Source organism: Marinobacter sp. LV10R520-4, assembly GCF_002563815.1.
GTDB lineage: Bacteria > Pseudomonadota > Gammaproteobacteria > Pseudomonadales > Oleiphilaceae > Marinobacter.
Genome location: NZ_PDJM01000001.1, coordinates 3,845,847 through 3,863,477 on the forward strand (window position 1 = coordinate 3,845,847; position 17,631 = coordinate 3,863,477).

Consider the following 17,631-nt stretch of genomic DNA (forward strand, 5'->3'; position numbering starts at 1 on the left):
TTCGTGTGTTGTAAATTGCTTCAGGCACGTTAGGTGTTTATAGTGTTAATGCATGTTGGTATAGTTTTAACAAAACATAGGGCGCAAATGGCTTATTCTCCTTTACAACTGGACACTATCCAGAAAATTGTCCTGGCGGTTGAATGCCTGGAACAACATTGTGCCGACGCCAAACGCCTGCTGGCGCAAGCTGCTCTGGTACAGTGCCGCATCTATCAAATTTCGCGCACTGTTCGTGAAAACGAGAGCCAACCTGTTACCGCTATAAAACCCGCCGCTCTTTCCGGAACAGACGCCTTTAATGCGGCTCTTCACGCGCTGACTGACTGGTACGGCGATCCGCAATACAGCACCAAAGTTGTCAACCGAATTCCGGGAGCGATGGTGCTAGCCAAGGTGGATGAAAGTCGGGTTTTAGATCGAATCAGTGACATTAATCGCAACAAGGCAGCTATAGAATCTCTGATCCCGAGCCTTGGCAACCGAGACGACCGTTTCGAACTGCTGCACAGGCATTTTCCCTGGCTGATTCTGGCCCAACTTACCCGCCGTCTGCAGGTTTTGCCCTGCTCTCCCCCACTGCAGTCCTGCACCTTTACCTGGGGCATAAAAACAGAAATTAAAAAGATGACTGTGGATCAGGTATGCGAGAGGCTGGAATCATTTCGGCAGCGCCCGCGCTCGACGATTGATGACGTCCCCTGGGACATCAAGATTGACCGAGAAATCATGTCTATTCGCTCATTACCGGCATCCGCACAACTGCGGTCGCGCCGAGTACTTCGTGTTCGCCCCTTGGCGAACCTCCGCTATCACGGGATTGACGATGAACCGGCAGAAACCTACATGCGCGAAGCCCACACGCCTATCCTGATCCTGAATCCCAGCCGGCCGGTCAAGCTGGGGACTTTGAAAAACTACGATGTGCAAACGCGAAGCGGTCGCCAGCGGCTCAAAGACCGCGGGCACTATGAGAAAGTGAGTGATTTGTTACCCATTTACCTGCAGTCGTAAACCTGCACCGCGACGGCCCCTTAAACAGCGGCCGTCGCGGTGCAGGTTTACGATTCAGCTTTGTTGTTTTCTGCAATTTCTTCCAGGCTGATAAACTCACATTCTTTGCCAGCAATAAAACCGTTGGCGGAGTCCACCAGAATGTTGTCATCGCTCATGAAACGACGGCCCAGAAGCACCGGGTAAGAAAATTTTGCGCGGTCAGCCAGTGAAAATTGGGTTGTGTGCATTTCGCCCGACACGCAAAAGTCCATGTTTACCACATAGCGCCGCTGCGAAGGCGCACCCTTGCGTTTGATCAACACAGTCCGCTCCACCGGCATTTCAAATTCCAGTACTACTTCGTCATGGCTTATTTTCCCTTCGCTGGGCTGGTCTTCGTGGTCGCCCAAGGGCAACTGAAAGCTAACCCAACGTTCATCGCCTTTGTCGAACTCCTCAACATTGACCGCGTGCAGCGATGACGTCTTGGCACCCGTATCCAGCCTCGCCTTTAGCCTCACTCCGGTGTCTTGCATGACCACCCATTCCACAAACCCAAGCGTTTCAGCAGGGCGTTTACCGCTCTCATCGTCTTTGTCTTGGGCGCTGACTAAGGGCGAGCACATAAGCGCGGCGACAAATGCAGTGGCAATTAATGAACGTGCATGGGTCATATGGGGTCCTGTTTTACGAAAAATGGCTTGTGGATAAAATGACGGTTCCCAAGATAACCTCCGACAAAGAATGACAAAAGCATCAGCCCATGGTTTTACGGCGATGTAATTGACCGGTAATCAGGGCGATGAACAGCCCTGTTCCCTGCCCGCCAAGTTGCGGAGCTGGCGCCTCGGGAGTATCCTTGGCCGTCTTTGTATAACCTCGATTCGAGTGCCGTTTGAGAAACCTCACACCCGTTGTCTTTATCATCAGCGTCATGTTTATACTTTTGAGTATTTTCATGATCTTACCGCCACTTATTCTGATGGGTTCTGACGCTCCTAACAGTGCTGCGTTTATGGAATCGGCGGGCATTGTGTGCGTACTGGGGCTGCTGGGTATACTGGCGACCTATCGCCAGTCCAGAGACTTGAAACCGCGTTTTATGTTCGTACTTACCGTGTCGAGCTGGTTCTTTATCGCCATGTTTTCGTCGCTGCCTTTTTACCTGAGCGATAACAACATATCGGCGGCTAACGCTTTTTTTGAAGGTACCTCGGGCATCACCACCACCGGTGCAACGGTATTCAGCGGCCTGGACTCTATGGACCGTGATCTACTGCTTTGGCGTTCTATTCTGCAATGGATTGGTGGTATTGGCATTATCGGTATGTTCGTTGCTGTACTGCCGTTTCTGCGGGTGGGCGGCATGCGCCTGTTTGCGACCGAATCGTCAGAGTGGACCGACAAAGCTCTGCCCCGGATGAAAACCCTGAGCCGTGGATTATTAGGGGTTTATTTACTGTTCTCTGTAGCCGCGGTAATGACTTACTGGGCATCAGGCATGACCTTATTTGATGCTTTTAACCACGGTCTGACGAGCATCTCTACCGGCGGCTTTTCTACTTCGGATTTGTCTATGGGCAAATTCAACGACCTAATTCTGTTGGAATCTACGTTTTTCATGATTTTAGGCAGTGTGCCATTCTTTCTGTTCGTGCGGGAATTGCACGGCCAGCGCGGCGTGTTGTTCCGTGACCAACAGGTGCGGCTATTTCTGACTATCCTGCTGATTGTGCCCGCGCTGCTAACGTTGTATCGCTGGGCGGTATCTGCCGTTCCCTTCGATCCAGTTAGCAATTACATATCCACATTGTTTAACGTTACTTCTGTGGTCACCACCACCGGTTACGCGTCGGAAGACTACTCCGCATGGGGCCCGTTGGCCTTTGTGGTGTTTTTCTTTTTGATGTTTGTGGGCGGTTGCTCCGGCTCCACGTCTGGTGGCATGAAGATATTCCGCTTTCAATTGTCAGTGATTGTTCTGCGTGAGAACCTGATGCGCCTGCTTCATCCCCGGGCGGTGTTAACCCGCAATTACAACGGTCGCGCCGTCAGCGACGAAATTATTACTTCGATGATCGCCTACACCTTCATTTTCCTGCTGTGCCTGCTGGTTTTGACGGTGTCGTTGGCCGCTTTGCAGCTGGATTTCATCACTTCTTTGTCCGGTGCGCTGACGGCTCTGACCAACGTTGGCCCGGGCTTGGGTGACATCATAGGCCCTGCCGGAAATTTTGGGCCGCTGCCAGATGCCGCCAAGTGGATGTTGGGCGTAGGTATGCTGATGGGACGGCTGGAAATATTGAGCGTGGTAGTGGTGCTTTCGCCGGCTTTCTGGCGCAGTTAAACTGGCCGCGCCCAAGCGCGGCGGTTCCGTTCTTTCCAGTCAATTCCTGCCAAGTTCTAGTCAAACTATAGCAATATTATCAAGTACTTATGTTAGCTGTGCTCCTAGCGTTCAGCGCGCTCGTTACCGGGTTAGCGTACATGTCCAGCAGATAGGGCCGCGCTGATTCTTCACAAGCATTTAGACGTTTTTGCAGCTCGTTCTCAGCCGCTTCCAAAGCCTGGGGCGTGCAGCTTGCCGCTGCTGCCAGCGACGCAAACAGTCCGGCCTCTACCGGCCCCCTGCCCGCAGCAGCTTCACGCATCTGATACGCCACCAGATTGGATGGGTGCAAGTGGTAATGGCTGTGAATTTCCCGGTCAATCCGCGCCGCCAACGCTTTTGGGTCAGCCTCTGCATCCTCAATGGGTGCGCCGAAGTGCACGTGTACGTGGCCTTTAAAACCGGTTAGTCCACGCATAATCTGGCTGGTATCTTCGCCTTCTGCTTTCAGGTAGGCACCGGTGCGGGCCCGGGTTTCCAGCTCATTGGCTTTATCCAGATCACAGGGATCAAATTCGTAGGCAATCGAAACCGGCACAATACTCAACCGGTTCATCGCCGTTTGGAAGTCCAGTCCCAATTTTTTCGGGCTCATGTGGAACATCTTCACAATAGCCGGGTCTGTGCGGTCTATACCGTTTTTTGCCCGGCCTTCCCGTTGCGCAATCCAAACGCCGTTGTGGGTCTCGATGCTGTGATTGATAAAACCGGACAGCATAAGGTAGGCGTCGCGTATTTCCCTTGGGCTGGTCATGCTACGCCGCACCACAAAGCTCTTGTTCAATCGCATCATTTCGGCAAATACGCGATTTTCAAGCAAATTATCGCCAATAGCGATGCGAGTGGTTTTTAACCCTTGGTTGTACAACAAGAAATTCACAATCATTGGGTCAAACACAATGTCGCGGTGATTACAGATGAACAGGTGAGTAGATTCCTGTTCTAAATTCTGCAACCCACTCTGGGTAACCCGGGTGGTGGTTTTTCCAACCAGTTCGCCAACATAGTCCGACAAAGACGCTTGCAGATCGTCAATACGAGTGAAACCACCAAAACGGCGGCGCAACCAGTAACTCACAATCCCCCGCAGCATCGCCGGCGCCCAGCGTGCAGCTCCAGGCGATTTGATGCGGCCAATCAAGTTCAGAAATTCCCGATCGTGCACTAATCGTTGTATTACGGCGGAAGTCTCCTCGTCCGAGTAAGGACGGATGGCATCAAATTTCTGCATTAATAGTAAAACCTTGTGTTAGTCGAAAGCCGCGAGCCTCGGTAAGAATCACGCTTTTGCAGAGGCAATAAATTTTTGGCGCTATTGTATCGTTTTAAAAGCCGATTTTCCTTAACCGTTAATAAAGCGGTACGAATTTCCGCTGCTTCTTTGCTCTTAAATGACGACGCTGACGTAATGAAACCTGGTACAGGCACGTATCAACAATCCTACGGGGCAAAACACCCACCCTAAAATCTGCTATGATTCTGTCGCAGAAATCCACGGTGTCGCTCTGTCGGCGCTGCTCCATTCAGGCGGCTTGCGAGTAAACCGGCTTATTATGTACTCCCATCAAGACTTCGAACAGCTCTCAAGCGAACGGCCCACAGCCGTGCAGACTCCGGAACAGGTGCTGCATGAAGTGTTTGGCTATGACAGCTTCCGCCCGTTACAGGAGGACATTGTAAAAGAGCTGTGCGCCGGTGGCGATGCGCTGGTGCTTATGCCCACGGGCGGCGGTAAATCCCTGTGTTATCAGGTTCCGGCCCTGGTACGCCCGGGCACCGGTATTGTGGTGTCGCCGTTAATAGCGTTGATGCAAGACCAAGTAAATGCCCTGAACGAATTGGGAGTTCGAGCCGCCTTTTTGAATTCCACCATGGACTTCGAACAAGCCCGGGCGACCGAATATGCTCTGATGTCGGGTGAGCTAGATTTGCTGTATTGCGCCCCGGAGCGGCTGATTCAGCCCCGCACTATAGAGCTGTTACACAATACCTCCATCGCTCTGTTTGCAATCGACGAAGCTCATTGTGTTTCACAGTGGGGTCACGACTTCCGTTCGGATTACTTGCAGCTGAGCATGCTGGCGCAAACTTTTCCCGACATACCTCGTATAGCTTTGACGGCCACTGCCGATGAGCGCACCCGCAAAGAGATTGCCGAACGCCTGTCGTTAACTCAGGCCCGGCATTTTATTAGCGGTTTTGATCGCCCTAATATTCAGTACAGAATTACGCCAAAAATTAATGCTAACAAACAGTTACTCGACTTTATTAAAACCGAACATGAAGTCGATTGCGGCATCGTTTACTGTCTTTCCCGTAAAAAAGTAGACGCCACCGCAAAGCTATTGCAAAGCAAAGGTTACAACGCTCTGCCCTATCACGCTGGCTTGGCCGCGGATGAGCGAGCATCAAACCAGAACCGTTTCCTGCGTGAAGACAGCATTATTATTGTGGCTACCATCGCGTTTGGTATGGGCATAGACAAACCGGATGTGCGCTTTGTCGCCCACCTGGACTTGCCAAAAAGCCTGGAAGCTTATTATCAGGAAACCGGCCGTGCTGGCCGCGACGGTAAACCTTCCACCGCATGGATGGTTTACGGCCTGCAGGATGTGATCAAACTGCGGCAAATGCTGGAAACATCCCAGGGTAACGATCATTTCAAACGGGTTGAGCGGCAAAAGCTTGACGCCATGCTGGGCCTTTGTGAGGTTACCGGTTGCAGGCGCAAGGTACTGCTGAACTACTTCGGCGACGAACTGGACCAACCCTGCGGTAATTGCGATACCTGCCTGACGCCGCCGGAGACCTGGGATGGCACCGTTGCCGTACAAAAAGCTCTGTCTTGCGTATTTCGCACCGGTCAGCGTTTTGGTGTGACCTACCTGATTGATGTGCTGCGTGGGTCTGAAAACGATCGCCTTGTTCAAATGGGTCACCAGCAGGTATCCACTTACGGAATCGGCAAAGACTTAACCGCCAACGAGTGGAAATCGGTGTTTCGCCAACTCGTGGCAAACGGCTATCTGAGAGCAGATCCAGACGGTTACGGTGCGTTGCAACTGACTGAACTGTGCCGCCCCCTGTTGAAAGGCAACGCCAGCGTTCAATTACGTAAAGACCCGGAGCCGCCAAAAAGCACAGCGAAAGGCAGCTCACGCTCCGCTGCATCGGTGCGGGAGCAGATTACCGATCACGACGGTTGGGAAGCGCTGCGCGCATGCCGTAAACAGTTGGCCGATAAGCAGGGCGTGCCGCCCTACGTTATTTTTCACGACACCACGCTGTTCGACATGCTGGAGCGCAGGCCTTCCACCTTGGGCGAGCTTGCCGAAGTTAGTGGCGTAGGTGCTGCCAAGCTGGAGAAATACGGGGATCTTTTCTTGCAGACGCTGAACAGCATGCGCGCCTGAACGGAACGTCATGCCTGCTTTTTCCGCTTCTGTTAGACTCAATCGTCTTTTACTCTCTGGAAGCGCGTGTTTTCACCGCGCCACCAACTGACTGAACGCCCAGGGGAGCCGCTGTTTATGGCCCACGAAGAACTGCATTTAAACCTTCGCAACCTGACGCTGGATGATTACAACCAGCTGCAGATACTGATGGATCGGGTTTACCACGATATCGGTGGCTCCTGGCCCCGCGATACCATCAAAGCTCTGGTAGAACAGTTTCCGGACGGTCAGATCTGCATTGAAGAAAGTGGCGAACTGGTGGCCGTGGCGCTGACGGTAAGCGTGCAATACGAAAGGTTCAGTAATCCGCACACCTATGATGACCTGATCATGCGTGACGAAAAACTCCGACACGACGCAAAAGGCGATTCGCTGTACGGGCTGGATATTTTTATTCACCCGGAATATCGCGGCTACCGCTTGGGCCGCCGGCTTTATGAAGCCCGCAAAGAGCTTTGCCGCTCCATGAACCTGCGCGCCATTCTGGCTGGTGGGCGCATCCCGTATTATCACAAGTACAAAGACCACTGCACGCCGGCCGAGTACATCGAGCGGGTGAGCCGTAAAGATATTTACGACCCGATTCTGAGCTTTCAGTTGTCTAACGAGTTTCAGGTCACCCGGTTGTTGCACAAATATTTACCGGAAGATGAGAAATCTCTGGGCTATGCCACCCTATTGGAATGGCGGAACATTCTGTATGTTCCCCCCTCATCTGTGCTGAACACGCGTAAAACTCAGGTTCGCATGGGCGCCGTACAGTGGCAGATGCGTGAGTTCGCATCGGTTGAGGAAGTGCTAACACAGGTTGAGTATTTTGTTGACGCGCTGTCGGATTACAAAAGTGACTTCGCCTTGTTTCCAGAGTTTTTTAACGCGCCTTTGATGGGCCTGACTGATCAGGTTGATCAAACCCGCGCAGTGCGTTTCCTTGCTGGGTTCACAGAACAGTTCCGTAATGAAATGTCTGACATGGCAGTCAGTTACAACATCAACATAATCACCGGTTCAATGCCGCTGATTGAAAATGACCGGGTTTATAACGTCTCTTACCTGTGCCACCGCGATGGCCGTGTAGACGAACAGCGTAAAATTCACATCACCCCACACGAACGCCGTGACTGGGTGATTGAAGGCGGAGACGAGTTCAAAGTATTTGAAACAGACGCCGGCCGCGTCGCTATTATGATTTGCTACGACATTGAGTTCCCGGAGCTGGGGCGCATGGCAGCCGAGCAGGAAGTAGACATTATTTGCGTGCCATTCTGGACCGATACAAAAAACGGTTATCTGCGGGTACGCCATTGCGCCCAGGCGCGCGCTATTGAAAACGAATGCTATGTGGTCATTACCGGCAGCGTTGGCAACCTGCCAAAGGTAGAGAACCTGGATATCCAGTACGCGCAGTCTTCAGTATTCTCGCCCTCAGACTTTGGATTTCCCCATGACGCGGTGATGGCAGAAACCACTCCGAACACCGAAATGATCATGTTCTCAGATATGGATCTGTCAAAACTGACGCTGGTGCGTAATGAAGGCTCGGTGACCAACCTGAAAGATCGCCGGGTTGATCTCTATCAGCTAAAAACAAAACCATTCTAAGAGTGGGTTGAAAAACCGGTCGAACCTTGTACTTTAGGGAGTGAGCAACAAGGTTCGTCAAAAGCTGACATGACGGCAGGAATCTTTACTGATGAATGAGGCATTGCCCGATTTACGCGCCCGCTTCCATTTTCGGCGCGGGTTGTTTCGTAAGGAACGTGTGGATGTTCCAGTGTTTGAGTTGGACACTTACGGTTGCGTATTGAAAAGTGACAAGGTGTTTGCTGATCCGGATGCGCAAAAAAATCCCCATCTGACAGACCGCTTACATCGCATTCGCAGTGTGTTAACCAGAAAGCAGTCTATTCGGTCCCGCCGCTCATCAGGACCCGGCGCATCGTTACAGAAGTCGGCCTGAACCAGCTCTGTCGAGATTCTTAGCTATTCAGTTGTTCCATTCACCGCAAATGTATTGCCCCAACCCGCCTGAGGACACCATCATGGCCAAAAAAGAAAAGCCAAAAAACGTCGAGAAAATTGAAAAAAAAGTGAACAAAAAGTTCGCTAAAACCACATCGCACATTGAAAGTCTGTTTAATGATGCTCTGAAGCAGTTCGACAATCTGCAATCCCAGATAAAAGAGCCTGTGCACAAGCTGCGTAAAGACATTGACCAGTTGCGCGATCGCGAAATGAAGCGCTTTAACGACGAATTTGAGCGTCGGCTTCAGGAGTTTCAAGAAATGCAGAACAGCCTGCTGGAACGATTGGGCATTGGACGCGCCGATGAAGACAAGCCGGACAACAAGAAACCAGCGTTGCCGACTCCTGCAGCACCCAAGAAGAAAAAGGCAAAGTCTGGGTCTGATGTAGCCCCGGAATCCGCGCCATCAAAATCAAAAACGCCAAAATCTAAAGCACCGAAAAAAACCAAGGCCAAAGCCAAACCCGAGGCCGCACCTGAACCTGCTTCTACACCTGCATCTGCTAAAGCACTGGCAAAGGCGCCTGCTAAAGCTCCAGCGAAAACCAAGGCAAAAACAACTCAACTGGCAGATCCCTCCGACCTGACCCGAGTCAAAGGCATTGGCCCCGCTACCCAGAAAAAAATGAAAGAAGCCGGGTTGAACACTATCGGCCAGATTGCCTATCCCAGCGTCGAAGACCAGGAAAAGCTAAAAGCGTTTGCCAGCATAAAAGACTTTGACCAGCTGGCGGCTGAAGCCAAGAAAATCGTTTAATGAAAAAGCCTGATCAGCCTGTATTACAGGACATTGTCCTGATTGGCGGCGGGCACAGCCACGTCGGGGTTCTGCGGCAGTTCGCCATGAATCCCGTACCTGGCGTGCGTTTAACGTTGATTTGCCGCGACACTGACACACCCTATTCTGGCATGCTGCCTGGTTACATTGCCGGCCACTATAGCCATGACGACGTCCATATCGATTTAAGCCGACTGGCCGAGTTTGCCGGCGCACGCTTTTATAGGGACGAAGCCATCGGCCTGGATGCTGCTGCCCAACGGGTTATGTGCCGAGACCGCCCGCCCGTCAGCTACGATTTGCTCTCGATCAACATCGGCTCGTCACCACGCACCGCCGATGTGAAAGGCGCCGCCCAACACGCAGTGCCAGTGAAACCTATCAACCGTTTTAATCGGCACTGGCTGGACTTGCTTGACCGCATAAAACAACACCAGGGCCCTTTCACGCTGGCTGTGGTAGGCGCCGGCGCTGGCGGCGTTGAAATGGCGCTGGCCATGCAATACCGCTTGCAGAACGAGCTACGCAAGCTTGCCAGCCAGTCGGTAGAGCTCCATGTGCACATAATGGATGCCGCTGACACCATATTGCCCACCCACAGCCCAAAAGTACGTGCAGTGTTTGAACGCACCCTGGCCGAGCGGGGTGTGGCTGCTCATTTGGGTGCGGCAGTCACCGAAGTAACCGCCCGGACCCTACAAATTGAAGGCGAAAAATCCCCCTTAATGGCGGACGAAGTACTCTGGGTAACCCGTGCCGGCGGCCCGAAATGGCTTGCCGAAACCGGGCTGGCGTTGGATGACGGTTTGTTTATTCGGGTTCGCGATACGCTTCAGGTTGAAAACGACGATCGGATTTTTGCGGTTGGCGATATCGCCAACATGATTCACCACCCACGGGAAAAAGCCGGGGTATTTGCCGTACGCCAGGGTAAACCGCTGGCGGACAATCTGCGCCGGATAGCCCTTGGCAAAACGCCGTTGAACTATCACCCTCAGAAAAAATGGCTGGCGTTGATTTCCACCGGTGACCGCTACGCGGTGGCCTCGCGGGGAAAACTGAGCGTATCCGGCGCGTTGGTGTGGCACTGGAAAGACCAGATCGACCGTCGCTTTATGAAGAAATTCAAAGAGCTGCCGGCCATGCCCAATAAGCTGGTTAAACCGAATACCGACGCTGCACGCTCCACCGAAGACGCTGCCCAGGCGCTGTCTTTGGCCACCATGCGCTGCGGAGGTTGCGGCGCTAAGGTCGGTAGCACGGTATTGTCCCGCGCGCTGTCGAAGCTGCAACCGGTAAACCGCGATGATGTAATTGTTGGCCTTCACGCTCCGGATGACGCAGCCGTATTGCGCATGCCTCCGGGCAAAGCCATTGTGCAAACGGTGGACTTCTTTCGTGCCTTTATTGATGACCCCTACCTGTTTGGCCAGATTGCCGCCAATCACAGCTTGGGGGATATTTTTGCCATGGGTGCAACGCCGCAAAGCGCTACGGCTATCGCCACCGTGCCCTATGGCATCGAAAGCAAAGTGGAAGAGCAAATCTACCAGATGATGGCAGGCGCTGTGTCGGTGTTGAATAACGCCGATTGTGCTCTGGTGGGCGGGCATACCGGCGAAGGCCAGGAACTGGCTCTGGGGTTTGCGGTGAACGGCTTGATTGATCCAGATGTGCTGATGAGCAAGGGCGGAATGCAACCCGGTGACACCATTATTCTCACCAAGCCCATAGGCACCGGTACTCTGCTGGCCGCACATGCGCAGCTTATTGCCAAAGGCCGTTGGATTGACGCAGCCCTGCGCTGCATGGTTCAGTCCAGTGCCAGCGCTGCCGAGTGTTTTCAGCAACACGGCGCGACAGCTTGCACCGACGTTACCGGCTTTGGTCTGCTTGGGCACCTGGCAGAAATGCTACGTTCCTCAAGTTGCGCTGTGGAGCTAAATCTTGGCGCTATACCGCTACTGGACGGCGCTTTAGAAACCAGTAGCCAAGGCATTCTAAGCTCGCTTCATGCGGCCAACAGCAGCGCAGCCAGCCGTATTGAGCAGGTCGGCCAGTGGAAAAATCATCCGGTTTATCCGCTGCTGTTTGACCCGCAAACCGCAGGAGGTTTGCTGGCAAGCGTGCCTGCGAACAATGTTGAAGATTGTTTAATGGCATTACGTCAGTGTGGTTATGCTCACGCCGCGATTGTCGGCGTCGTCAAAGAAGGTGCAGAATCGGTTGGAGAAAGACCCACAAGCGGCGGTGAAAATGTCGCCAACACCGACATAACCCTAGTGGATCAGTCGGCCTGAAACACCATCCTGAACAGCGGTTGATCGGCCAGCGGCGTCATGCCTTTTTGCAAGTCTACGCGCCAATTCATAGCGTCGCCGGTGGTACAAAAAGGCGCGGAAAATTCGGCGTAATAGTCATTGCCGTTGCGCACCAGCGGCACCGGGTATTCGCCCATGTACATAGACTCGCCGCGCAACACCACTAACAGCGGCTGAGGCGCCCCCGGGGCAACAATATCGAGGCGGTAATTGGTCTCGGTGTCGTTATTCGTGGTGATGTCAGACAGGCTTACCCGCCAGTTTTGGCCCTGTTGTTGCCAGTCACATTCGCTCTGCTGAAGGTTACAGATGCTGGTTTGCTGCCCGGTCTTTTCGCTATTCGAGCTATCCAGCCAGCGCAGCGCCAGAACAGCGACGGCAATCAATACGATAATCAGCCCTATTTTCAAACCCGAAACCTTTATCCCACGTATCATTGGCACACCTTGCTGAGGAAATCGGCATTATGGACAGTTCTGCCGCTCATTCAAAGGTTTCTAAAGCGACCGAAGTCATGACAAAATGATCGCTTGCTATTGTTCAGCCAGTGTTTACCTATTTGAAAACAGACCATCGTTTACTTTTTTTAAAACAGCCCAGTGTTTACTTTTTTTTAAAACAGGATAGTGCCGTGCAACCGGAAATTTCCGTAAAAAATCTCAACAAATCCTACGAAAGCGGCTTTCAGGCCCTGAAAGACATTAACCTCGACATTAGCCGCGGCGAAATATTTGCCCTACTGGGCCCCAACGGCGCGGGAAAAACCACGCTGATCAGCATTATCTGCGGTCTGGTGAATATGTCGTCGGGTCAGGTTCTGGCGGCGGGTAACGATATCATTCGCGACTACCGCAAGGCTCGGCAAGCCATCGGTCTGGTGCCGCAAGAACTCGCTACCGATTCGTTTGAAACCGTTTGGGCCGCTGTCTCCTTCAGCCGAGGATTATTCGGTAAGCCGGCAAATCCGGCTCACATTGAAAAAATATTGAAGGCATTGTCGCTGTGGGACAAACGCAACAACCACATAATGACGTTGTCTGGCGGCATGAAGCGCCGAGTGATGATTGCCAAAGCTCTGTCTCACGAGCCACGTATTCTGTTTCTGGACGAACCCACCGCCGGTGTCGACGTAGAACTGCGCCGGGACATGTGGGCGCTGGTGCGGCAACTGCGGGAAAGTGGCGTCACCATCATTCTGACCACCCACTACATCGAAGAAGCCGAAGAAATGGCGGATCGTATCGGGGTTATCCGCCAGGGTGAAATTATACTGGTGGAAGACAAAAACCGGCTTATGAGCAAGTTGGGGAAAAAAGAACTGCGCCTGCAATTGCAGAACAAACTCGAGTTTTTACCCCCCGAATTGGCTGCGGAATCCCTGGAGCTGTCAGAGTCCGGCCAGGAACTGATTTACACCTTCACCCAACACGAGCAGACCGGTATTGCCCAACTGCTGAGAACCCTGGGCGACCTTGGCATTGAATACCGCGACTTAAGAACTCGGGAAACCTCCCTCGAAGATATATTTGTTGGGCTGGTGCGTGAATGAACACCCTACGGAGAACGGCATGAATTTTTACGGCGTAAGCGCCATCTATAAATTTGAAATGGCTCGCATGCAGCGAACCCTGATGCAAAGCATACTCTCGCCGGTGATTTCCACGTGCTTGTATTTCGTGGTTTTCGGTTCGGCCATAGGCGCTCGCATGGGCGATATTGGCGATGTGCCTTATGGCGCATTTATCATCCCCGGGTTAGTCATGCTGTCACTGCTGATGAACAGCATTTCCAACGCATCTTTCGGCATTTACATGCCAAAATTTTCGGGCACCGTCTACGAGGTGCTGTCGGCGCCTATATCCTATATCGAGGTGGTACTGGGTTACGTGGGTGCTGCGGCCACAAAATCGGTGATACTGGGGTTGATCATCCTGGCTACCTCTAAGTTTTTTGTCGATTACAGCATTTTGCACCCGTTCTGGATGGTGTCTTTTCTGGTGCTCACCTCCGTCACCTTCAGCCTGTTCGGCTTTATTATTGGCATTTGGGCTGACAATTTCGAAAAGCTACAAGTTGTACCGATGATGATTGTGACTCCACTGACATTTTTAGGCGGCACATTTTATTCCATCGACATGCTGCCAGAGGTCTGGCAAACCATCAGCCTGTTCAATCCCGTGGTGTACCTGATCAGTGGATTTCGCTGGGCATTTTTCGGCGTGTCTGACGTCCACATTGGCGTTAGCCTACTTATGACGCTGGGTTTTCTGACCGCCTGCTTAGTGACCATTAGTTGGATTTTCAAAACCGGATACAGACTGCGCCCATGAACCTGGTCGCGTTAAAACCAAGACTTATCGCTTTGAGTGTATCGCTGCTAATGGTGGCGTGCACCACGGGCGCTCAAGCCCTGGAGTCCCAGCTGTTGCCGGCGCAAGCAGCATGCTTTTTGAGTAATGAACAGAGCATTGCCGTTAGCCTGGAGTGGGCCGAAACAACAGAACAGCGGCGCATCGGCTTGATGGGGAGGGAAACCCTGGAAGAACGCAGCGGTATGCTGTTTAACTACGGCAGCCTTCAGCCTGCTGAGAACAGCTTCTGGATGCGCAACACACTAATCGCGCTAGACATTGCTTATGTAAACGAGCAAGGAACGATTATGGCCATTAATCGGATGGAGCCGTGCGAATCTGTAGCAGCGTTCAACTGCCCAACCTACCCTGCGGGCGCCGAATTTGTTCAGGCCGTAGAGATGAACGCCGGTTTTTTTAGCCGTTATCAGTTAACTCTGGGCGATCGCTTACAGACAGACCCGGCGCTTTGTCCCAATAAATCCTAGCGATCCTGCCAGTTGGCCGGCCGCTTCGCCAGAAACGCACAAATGCCCTCTTCCGCATCCTCAGCTTCCAGATTCTTCGCCATAACCTGCGAGGTGTAGGCATAAGCCTCGTGCAGGGGCATTTCCAGCTGACGATAAAACGCCTGTTTGCCGATTTTTAAAGTATGGCCAGATTTACTGGCGATTGTACCCGCCAACTGCGCAACCGCATTACCCAGTTCGCTGTCGGCAACCACCCGATTCACCAGCCCGATCTGCTCTGCCCGGGCAGCACTGATCATCTCGCCGGTGAGCAACATTTCCATAGCGTGTTTTGGTGATACGTTGCGGGACAGCGCCACCATCGGCGTGGAACAGAACAAACCTATATTCACCCCGGGCGTTGCGAAACGCGCCGTCTCACCGGCAACCGCCAGATCACAACTGGCCACCAGCTGGCAGCCGGCCGCGGTGGCTACGCCATCAACTCGGGCAATCATCGGTTTCGGCAAATTCACAATCTGCTGCATCACCGTGCTGCACAGTTCAAACAGCGACAACATAAACGGCGTACTGCCGAGCTGACCCTGCACCTCTTTCAAATCGTGACCGGCACAAAACACTTTGCCACTGGCGGCCAAAACTACAACCCGCGTGGCGGCGTCATCGGCCAATACCACCAACTGATCATGCAACGCTTGCAGCATCGCCATCGACAAACTGTTACGACCGGCTGGATTATTCAAGGTCAGCGTGGTTACGCCGTCCGAATTATCGACTAATAGCAGGGAATCCGATTCAGACGTCATGATGCTATCCTCTTATTTACAATTTTTATTCAGAACGTTATGTTGCGCCTTCAAGTATTGAATAGCCTGACAATCATGTCGACGCGACATTCGCAGCATGACGGAAAATTCATGCGCCAGAGCTTGAGATTCTCTTGCTTGACCGACAACCTACTCTGAATCATCAAAAATACACAGTGACTGAAAACCTGACGGGGATATACCCATGAACAAATCCAATATTCTGAAAGCCGTAGTCGGGCTGGCGATCATCATCGGGGGTGTGCTGGTGATACTGGAAGACAATCCACAGCCGCCCACGGGAGACATCAACCGGATTGAGCCCTTGCCGGAGCAGTAACCCGGAACGGTGCTTGTGAATATTTTATAGTTCCGAAGCTGAATCACTATGGTTTGGCCGTACCTTGCGCTGCAAGCCCAGCAAAAAGTTTCGAAGAATCTGGTCTTTGCACTCCCGGTAATTCTTATTACCTGGCTTGCGGAAAAGCGCACTTAATTCATGGTTACTTAATTGAAACTCTACCAACTGAAAAATAGCTAGAATATCGTCAGCCTTTAAATTTAAAGCAATTCGCAGCTTCTGGAATACAATGTTATTATTCAGCTGTTTTTCTGGCTCTGGTTGCTCACCATCGCGTTTGCCACGCTTATAGATAATGAAGCCATTAAGAAAAACGGCTAGAGCTGCGTCATTTAGCTTGAGAAAAGTATCGTCCTCGTCTTTTTTCAGCCAGGCAGAAACTTGCTCTTCGGTTACGGTAAAATCGGCCAAAGCAAAGATTTCAATCATTGTACTGTCGTTTAAATCAAAGATATAACGTACACGGCGTAAAACATCATTATTGGTCAAAATGTAATCCCTAGTCTTAGGTGAATCCAGCTCAGTCAAAACAGTCTTTTAGAAGACTTTATTTTACCATAATTGCAACTTCTGGCCCGAACCGATTGTCACCTCTTTCACGATTTTCTAATGTTCATTAATCTCAACCTTTCCTGTGGCGGCAGATTAAATTCGATGACCGATTCTCAGCCAGAAGACGTGATGCAAAGCGTCGAAAAGGTGATTCAGGACCCCCTTCGATTCAAGCTGAAACTTGACATCGGCGAGGATGCTTACACGTCGCTAAAGCTCAAGAAGCACTTCCTCGACAGTGTCGATGCAGCTACCGGCGCAACAACGGGCGTCGCCGTTGCCCATTCGTCGTTGGTCGCTTCAACCTTTTTTACTCAATCGGGGCTTCTGGGCGTGTTGGGTATTGGCACTGCCGCCACACCGGTTGGTTGGGCCATAGCCGCAGGTGTCGCTGGTGCAGGGCTGAGCATTGTCATCGGCAAATATTTTGTTCGTGGATCGTCAGGCCGAGTAAAATCGATTCCGGATTTTATCAATACGCCTCTGGATATTTTAGCCACTGGCCTTTTCGACATGATCGCCATGCTGGGGGTAAAATTGGCCGCCATGGATGGCAATGTGAATCACCAAGAGCGAGAGTTTATTAAGTCCTATTTTGTAACCCAGTGGGGCTATGACATAACCTTCGTCGATAAAGGCCTCTCGCTGATCGAGTTACAGGCTGACCAGTACACCGTGAAGGGAATAAGCGAGCAGCTCGCCCGCTTTAAAAAAACCAACCCTGACTGCAACTATAAATCCATGTCTAACGAGATCATCTCGTTTCTTACCGGCGTGGCAGAAGCGGACGGAGCCATTGACGAGCGCGAGGAGATGGCCCTGGAACGTGTCAGCACCATTTTCCTGACCGTAAACTCTTTCTCTACAACTGTATCCGAGGGTGCGAAGGCAGGAATGGAAGGCCTGAATCGTCAACGGCAATCTGCCCTGTCGGGCATAGCGGCTGGAATTCAAGCTTCGAAAAAAAGTTTTGGTTCTTTAGGACAAAAATCGAGGACCGTATTTTCCCGGCTTGGGCGTAAAAAAAATACCAGCGCGCCTAAGGTTCCTCCACAGGAGTAGCCGCGCCCCTAAGATTCCATACCATAAGAGGCGACGGCACTGGCACTGCACATTCACTCCAACT

18 protein-coding genes are annotated in these 17,631 nt (G+C 52.1%); 12 read left to right on the forward strand and 6 right to left on the reverse strand.

The annotated features are described in order from the left end of the window. Positions 1–87: 87 nt before the first annotated feature. Positions 88–1,014: a DNA replication terminus site-binding protein gene (locus tag ATG98_RS18605; RefSeq protein WP_098424058.1), complete on the forward strand. Its 927-nt coding sequence runs from the start codon at positions 88–90 to the stop codon at positions 1,012–1,014. Positions 1,015–1,061: 47 nt separating this feature from the next. Here ATG98_RS18605 and ATG98_RS18610 read toward each other — a convergent pair whose 3' ends face one another. Together ATG98_RS18610 and ATG98_RS21935 are read right to left on the reverse strand one after the other, a co-directional pair. Beyond that, positions 1,062–1,670, reverse strand: coding sequence for an ATP-dependent zinc protease (locus tag ATG98_RS18610; protein WP_098424059.1), 609 nt, complete (start codon positions 1,668–1,670; stop codon positions 1,062–1,064). An 82-nt stretch (positions 1,671–1,752) separates the two neighbouring features. Further along, positions 1,753–1,956 carry a hypothetical protein gene (locus tag ATG98_RS21935; RefSeq protein ID WP_179887990.1) on the reverse strand — a complete coding sequence of 68 codons (204 nt, stop codon included), beginning with the start codon at positions 1,954–1,956 and terminating at the stop codon, positions 1,753–1,755. On the opposite strand from ATG98_RS21935, the gene ATG98_RS18620 reads away from it, so the two are divergent. Continuing rightward, positions 1,931–3,343: a TrkH family potassium uptake protein gene (locus ATG98_RS18620; protein WP_098418499.1), complete on the forward strand. Its 1,413-nt coding sequence runs from the start codon at positions 1,931–1,933 to the stop codon at positions 3,341–3,343. The genes ATG98_RS21935 and ATG98_RS18620 overlap by 26 nt on opposite strands. 79 nt (positions 3,344–3,422) lie before the next feature. Here the strand turns inward: ATG98_RS18620 and ATG98_RS18625 are convergent, their stop codons facing one another. Then, positions 3,423–4,616, reverse strand: a complete 1,194-nt coding sequence (locus tag ATG98_RS18625) for a 1-acyl-sn-glycerol-3-phosphate acyltransferase (RefSeq protein WP_098424061.1) — start codon at positions 4,614–4,616, stop codon at positions 3,423–3,425. Positions 4,617–4,938: 322 nt separating this feature from the next. Here ATG98_RS18625 and recQ point away from each other — a divergent pair, with 322 nt between their 5' ends. From recQ to selD, 5 genes are all read left to right on the forward strand, one after another. Further along, positions 4,939–6,798, forward strand: a complete 1,860-nt coding sequence (recQ, locus tag ATG98_RS18630) for a DNA helicase RecQ (RefSeq protein WP_098418501.1) — start codon at positions 4,939–4,941, stop codon at positions 6,796–6,798. Positions 6,799–6,915: 117 nt separating this feature from the next. Next, a complete protein-coding gene (locus ATG98_RS18635) occupies positions 6,916–8,442 on the forward strand; it encodes a bifunctional GNAT family N-acetyltransferase/carbon-nitrogen hydrolase family protein (RefSeq protein WP_098421653.1) in 1,527 nt (508 codons plus the stop codon). 91 nt (positions 8,443–8,533) lie between these two features. After that, positions 8,534–8,800: a hypothetical protein gene (locus ATG98_RS18640; protein WP_098418502.1), complete on the forward strand. Its 267-nt coding sequence runs from the start codon at positions 8,534–8,536 to the stop codon at positions 8,798–8,800. 82 nt (positions 8,801–8,882) lie between these two features. Further along, complete coding sequence (locus ATG98_RS18645; RefSeq protein ID WP_098424062.1) at positions 8,883–9,623, forward strand: hypothetical protein; 741 nt, start codon at positions 8,883–8,885, stop codon at positions 9,621–9,623. Next, positions 9,623–11,944 carry a selenide, water dikinase SelD gene (gene selD, locus ATG98_RS18650; protein WP_098424063.1) on the forward strand — a complete coding sequence of 774 codons (2,322 nt, stop codon included), beginning with the start codon at positions 9,623–9,625 and terminating at the stop codon, positions 11,942–11,944. The genes ATG98_RS18645 and selD overlap by 1 nt, the downstream gene beginning before the upstream one ends. Here selD and ATG98_RS18655 read toward each other — a convergent pair. Continuing rightward, positions 11,932–12,402 carry a hypothetical protein gene (locus ATG98_RS18655; protein WP_098418505.1) on the reverse strand — a complete coding sequence of 157 codons (471 nt, stop codon included), beginning with the start codon at positions 12,400–12,402 and terminating at the stop codon, positions 11,932–11,934. The two genes, selD and ATG98_RS18655, sit on opposite strands and share 13 nt — an antisense overlap. A 194-nt stretch (positions 12,403–12,596) precedes the next feature. Here ATG98_RS18655 and ATG98_RS18660 point away from each other — a divergent pair, with 194 nt between their 5' ends. Genes ATG98_RS18660 through ATG98_RS18670 form a run of 3 tightly spaced genes read left to right on the forward strand, consistent with a single transcriptional unit; the run spans position 12,597 to position 14,804 of the window. Then, positions 12,597–13,514, forward strand: a complete 918-nt coding sequence (locus tag ATG98_RS18660) for an ABC transporter ATP-binding protein (RefSeq protein ID WP_098421654.1) — start codon at positions 12,597–12,599, stop codon at positions 13,512–13,514. A 19-nt stretch (positions 13,515–13,533) separates the two neighbouring features. Next, complete coding sequence (locus ATG98_RS18665) at positions 13,534–14,295, forward strand: ABC transporter permease (RefSeq protein ID WP_098418506.1); 762 nt, start codon at positions 13,534–13,536, stop codon at positions 14,293–14,295. Continuing rightward, entirely contained in the window at positions 14,292–14,804 is a 513-nt protein-coding gene (locus ATG98_RS18670; protein WP_098418507.1) for a DUF192 domain-containing protein, read from the forward strand. Before ATG98_RS18665 ends, ATG98_RS18670 begins: the two co-directional genes overlap by 4 nt. Here ATG98_RS18670 and ATG98_RS18675 read toward each other — a convergent pair. Then, a complete protein-coding gene (locus ATG98_RS18675; RefSeq protein WP_098424064.1) occupies positions 14,801–15,592 on the reverse strand; it encodes an enoyl-CoA hydratase in 792 nt (263 codons plus the stop codon). The genes ATG98_RS18670 and ATG98_RS18675 overlap by 4 nt on opposite strands. Positions 15,593–15,797: 205 nt before the next feature. Here ATG98_RS18675 and ATG98_RS22785 point away from each other — a divergent pair, with 205 nt between their 5' ends. Continuing rightward, a complete protein-coding gene (locus ATG98_RS22785) occupies positions 15,798–15,932 on the forward strand; it encodes a hypothetical protein (protein WP_267283853.1) in 135 nt (44 codons plus the stop codon). A 24-nt stretch (positions 15,933–15,956) separates the two neighbouring features. On the opposite strand, the gene ATG98_RS18680 is transcribed toward ATG98_RS22785, so the two are convergent. Further along, entirely contained in the window at positions 15,957–16,442 is a 486-nt protein-coding gene (locus ATG98_RS18680) for a DUF1456 family protein (protein ID WP_098418509.1), read from the reverse strand. 120 nt (positions 16,443–16,562) lie between these two features. Between ATG98_RS18680 and ATG98_RS18685 the strand changes: the two genes are divergently transcribed. Next, complete coding sequence (locus ATG98_RS18685; protein WP_228706208.1) at positions 16,563–17,567, forward strand: TerB family tellurite resistance protein; 1,005 nt, start codon at positions 16,563–16,565, stop codon at positions 17,565–17,567. The last annotated feature ends 64 nt before the right edge of the window (positions 17,568–17,631 follow it).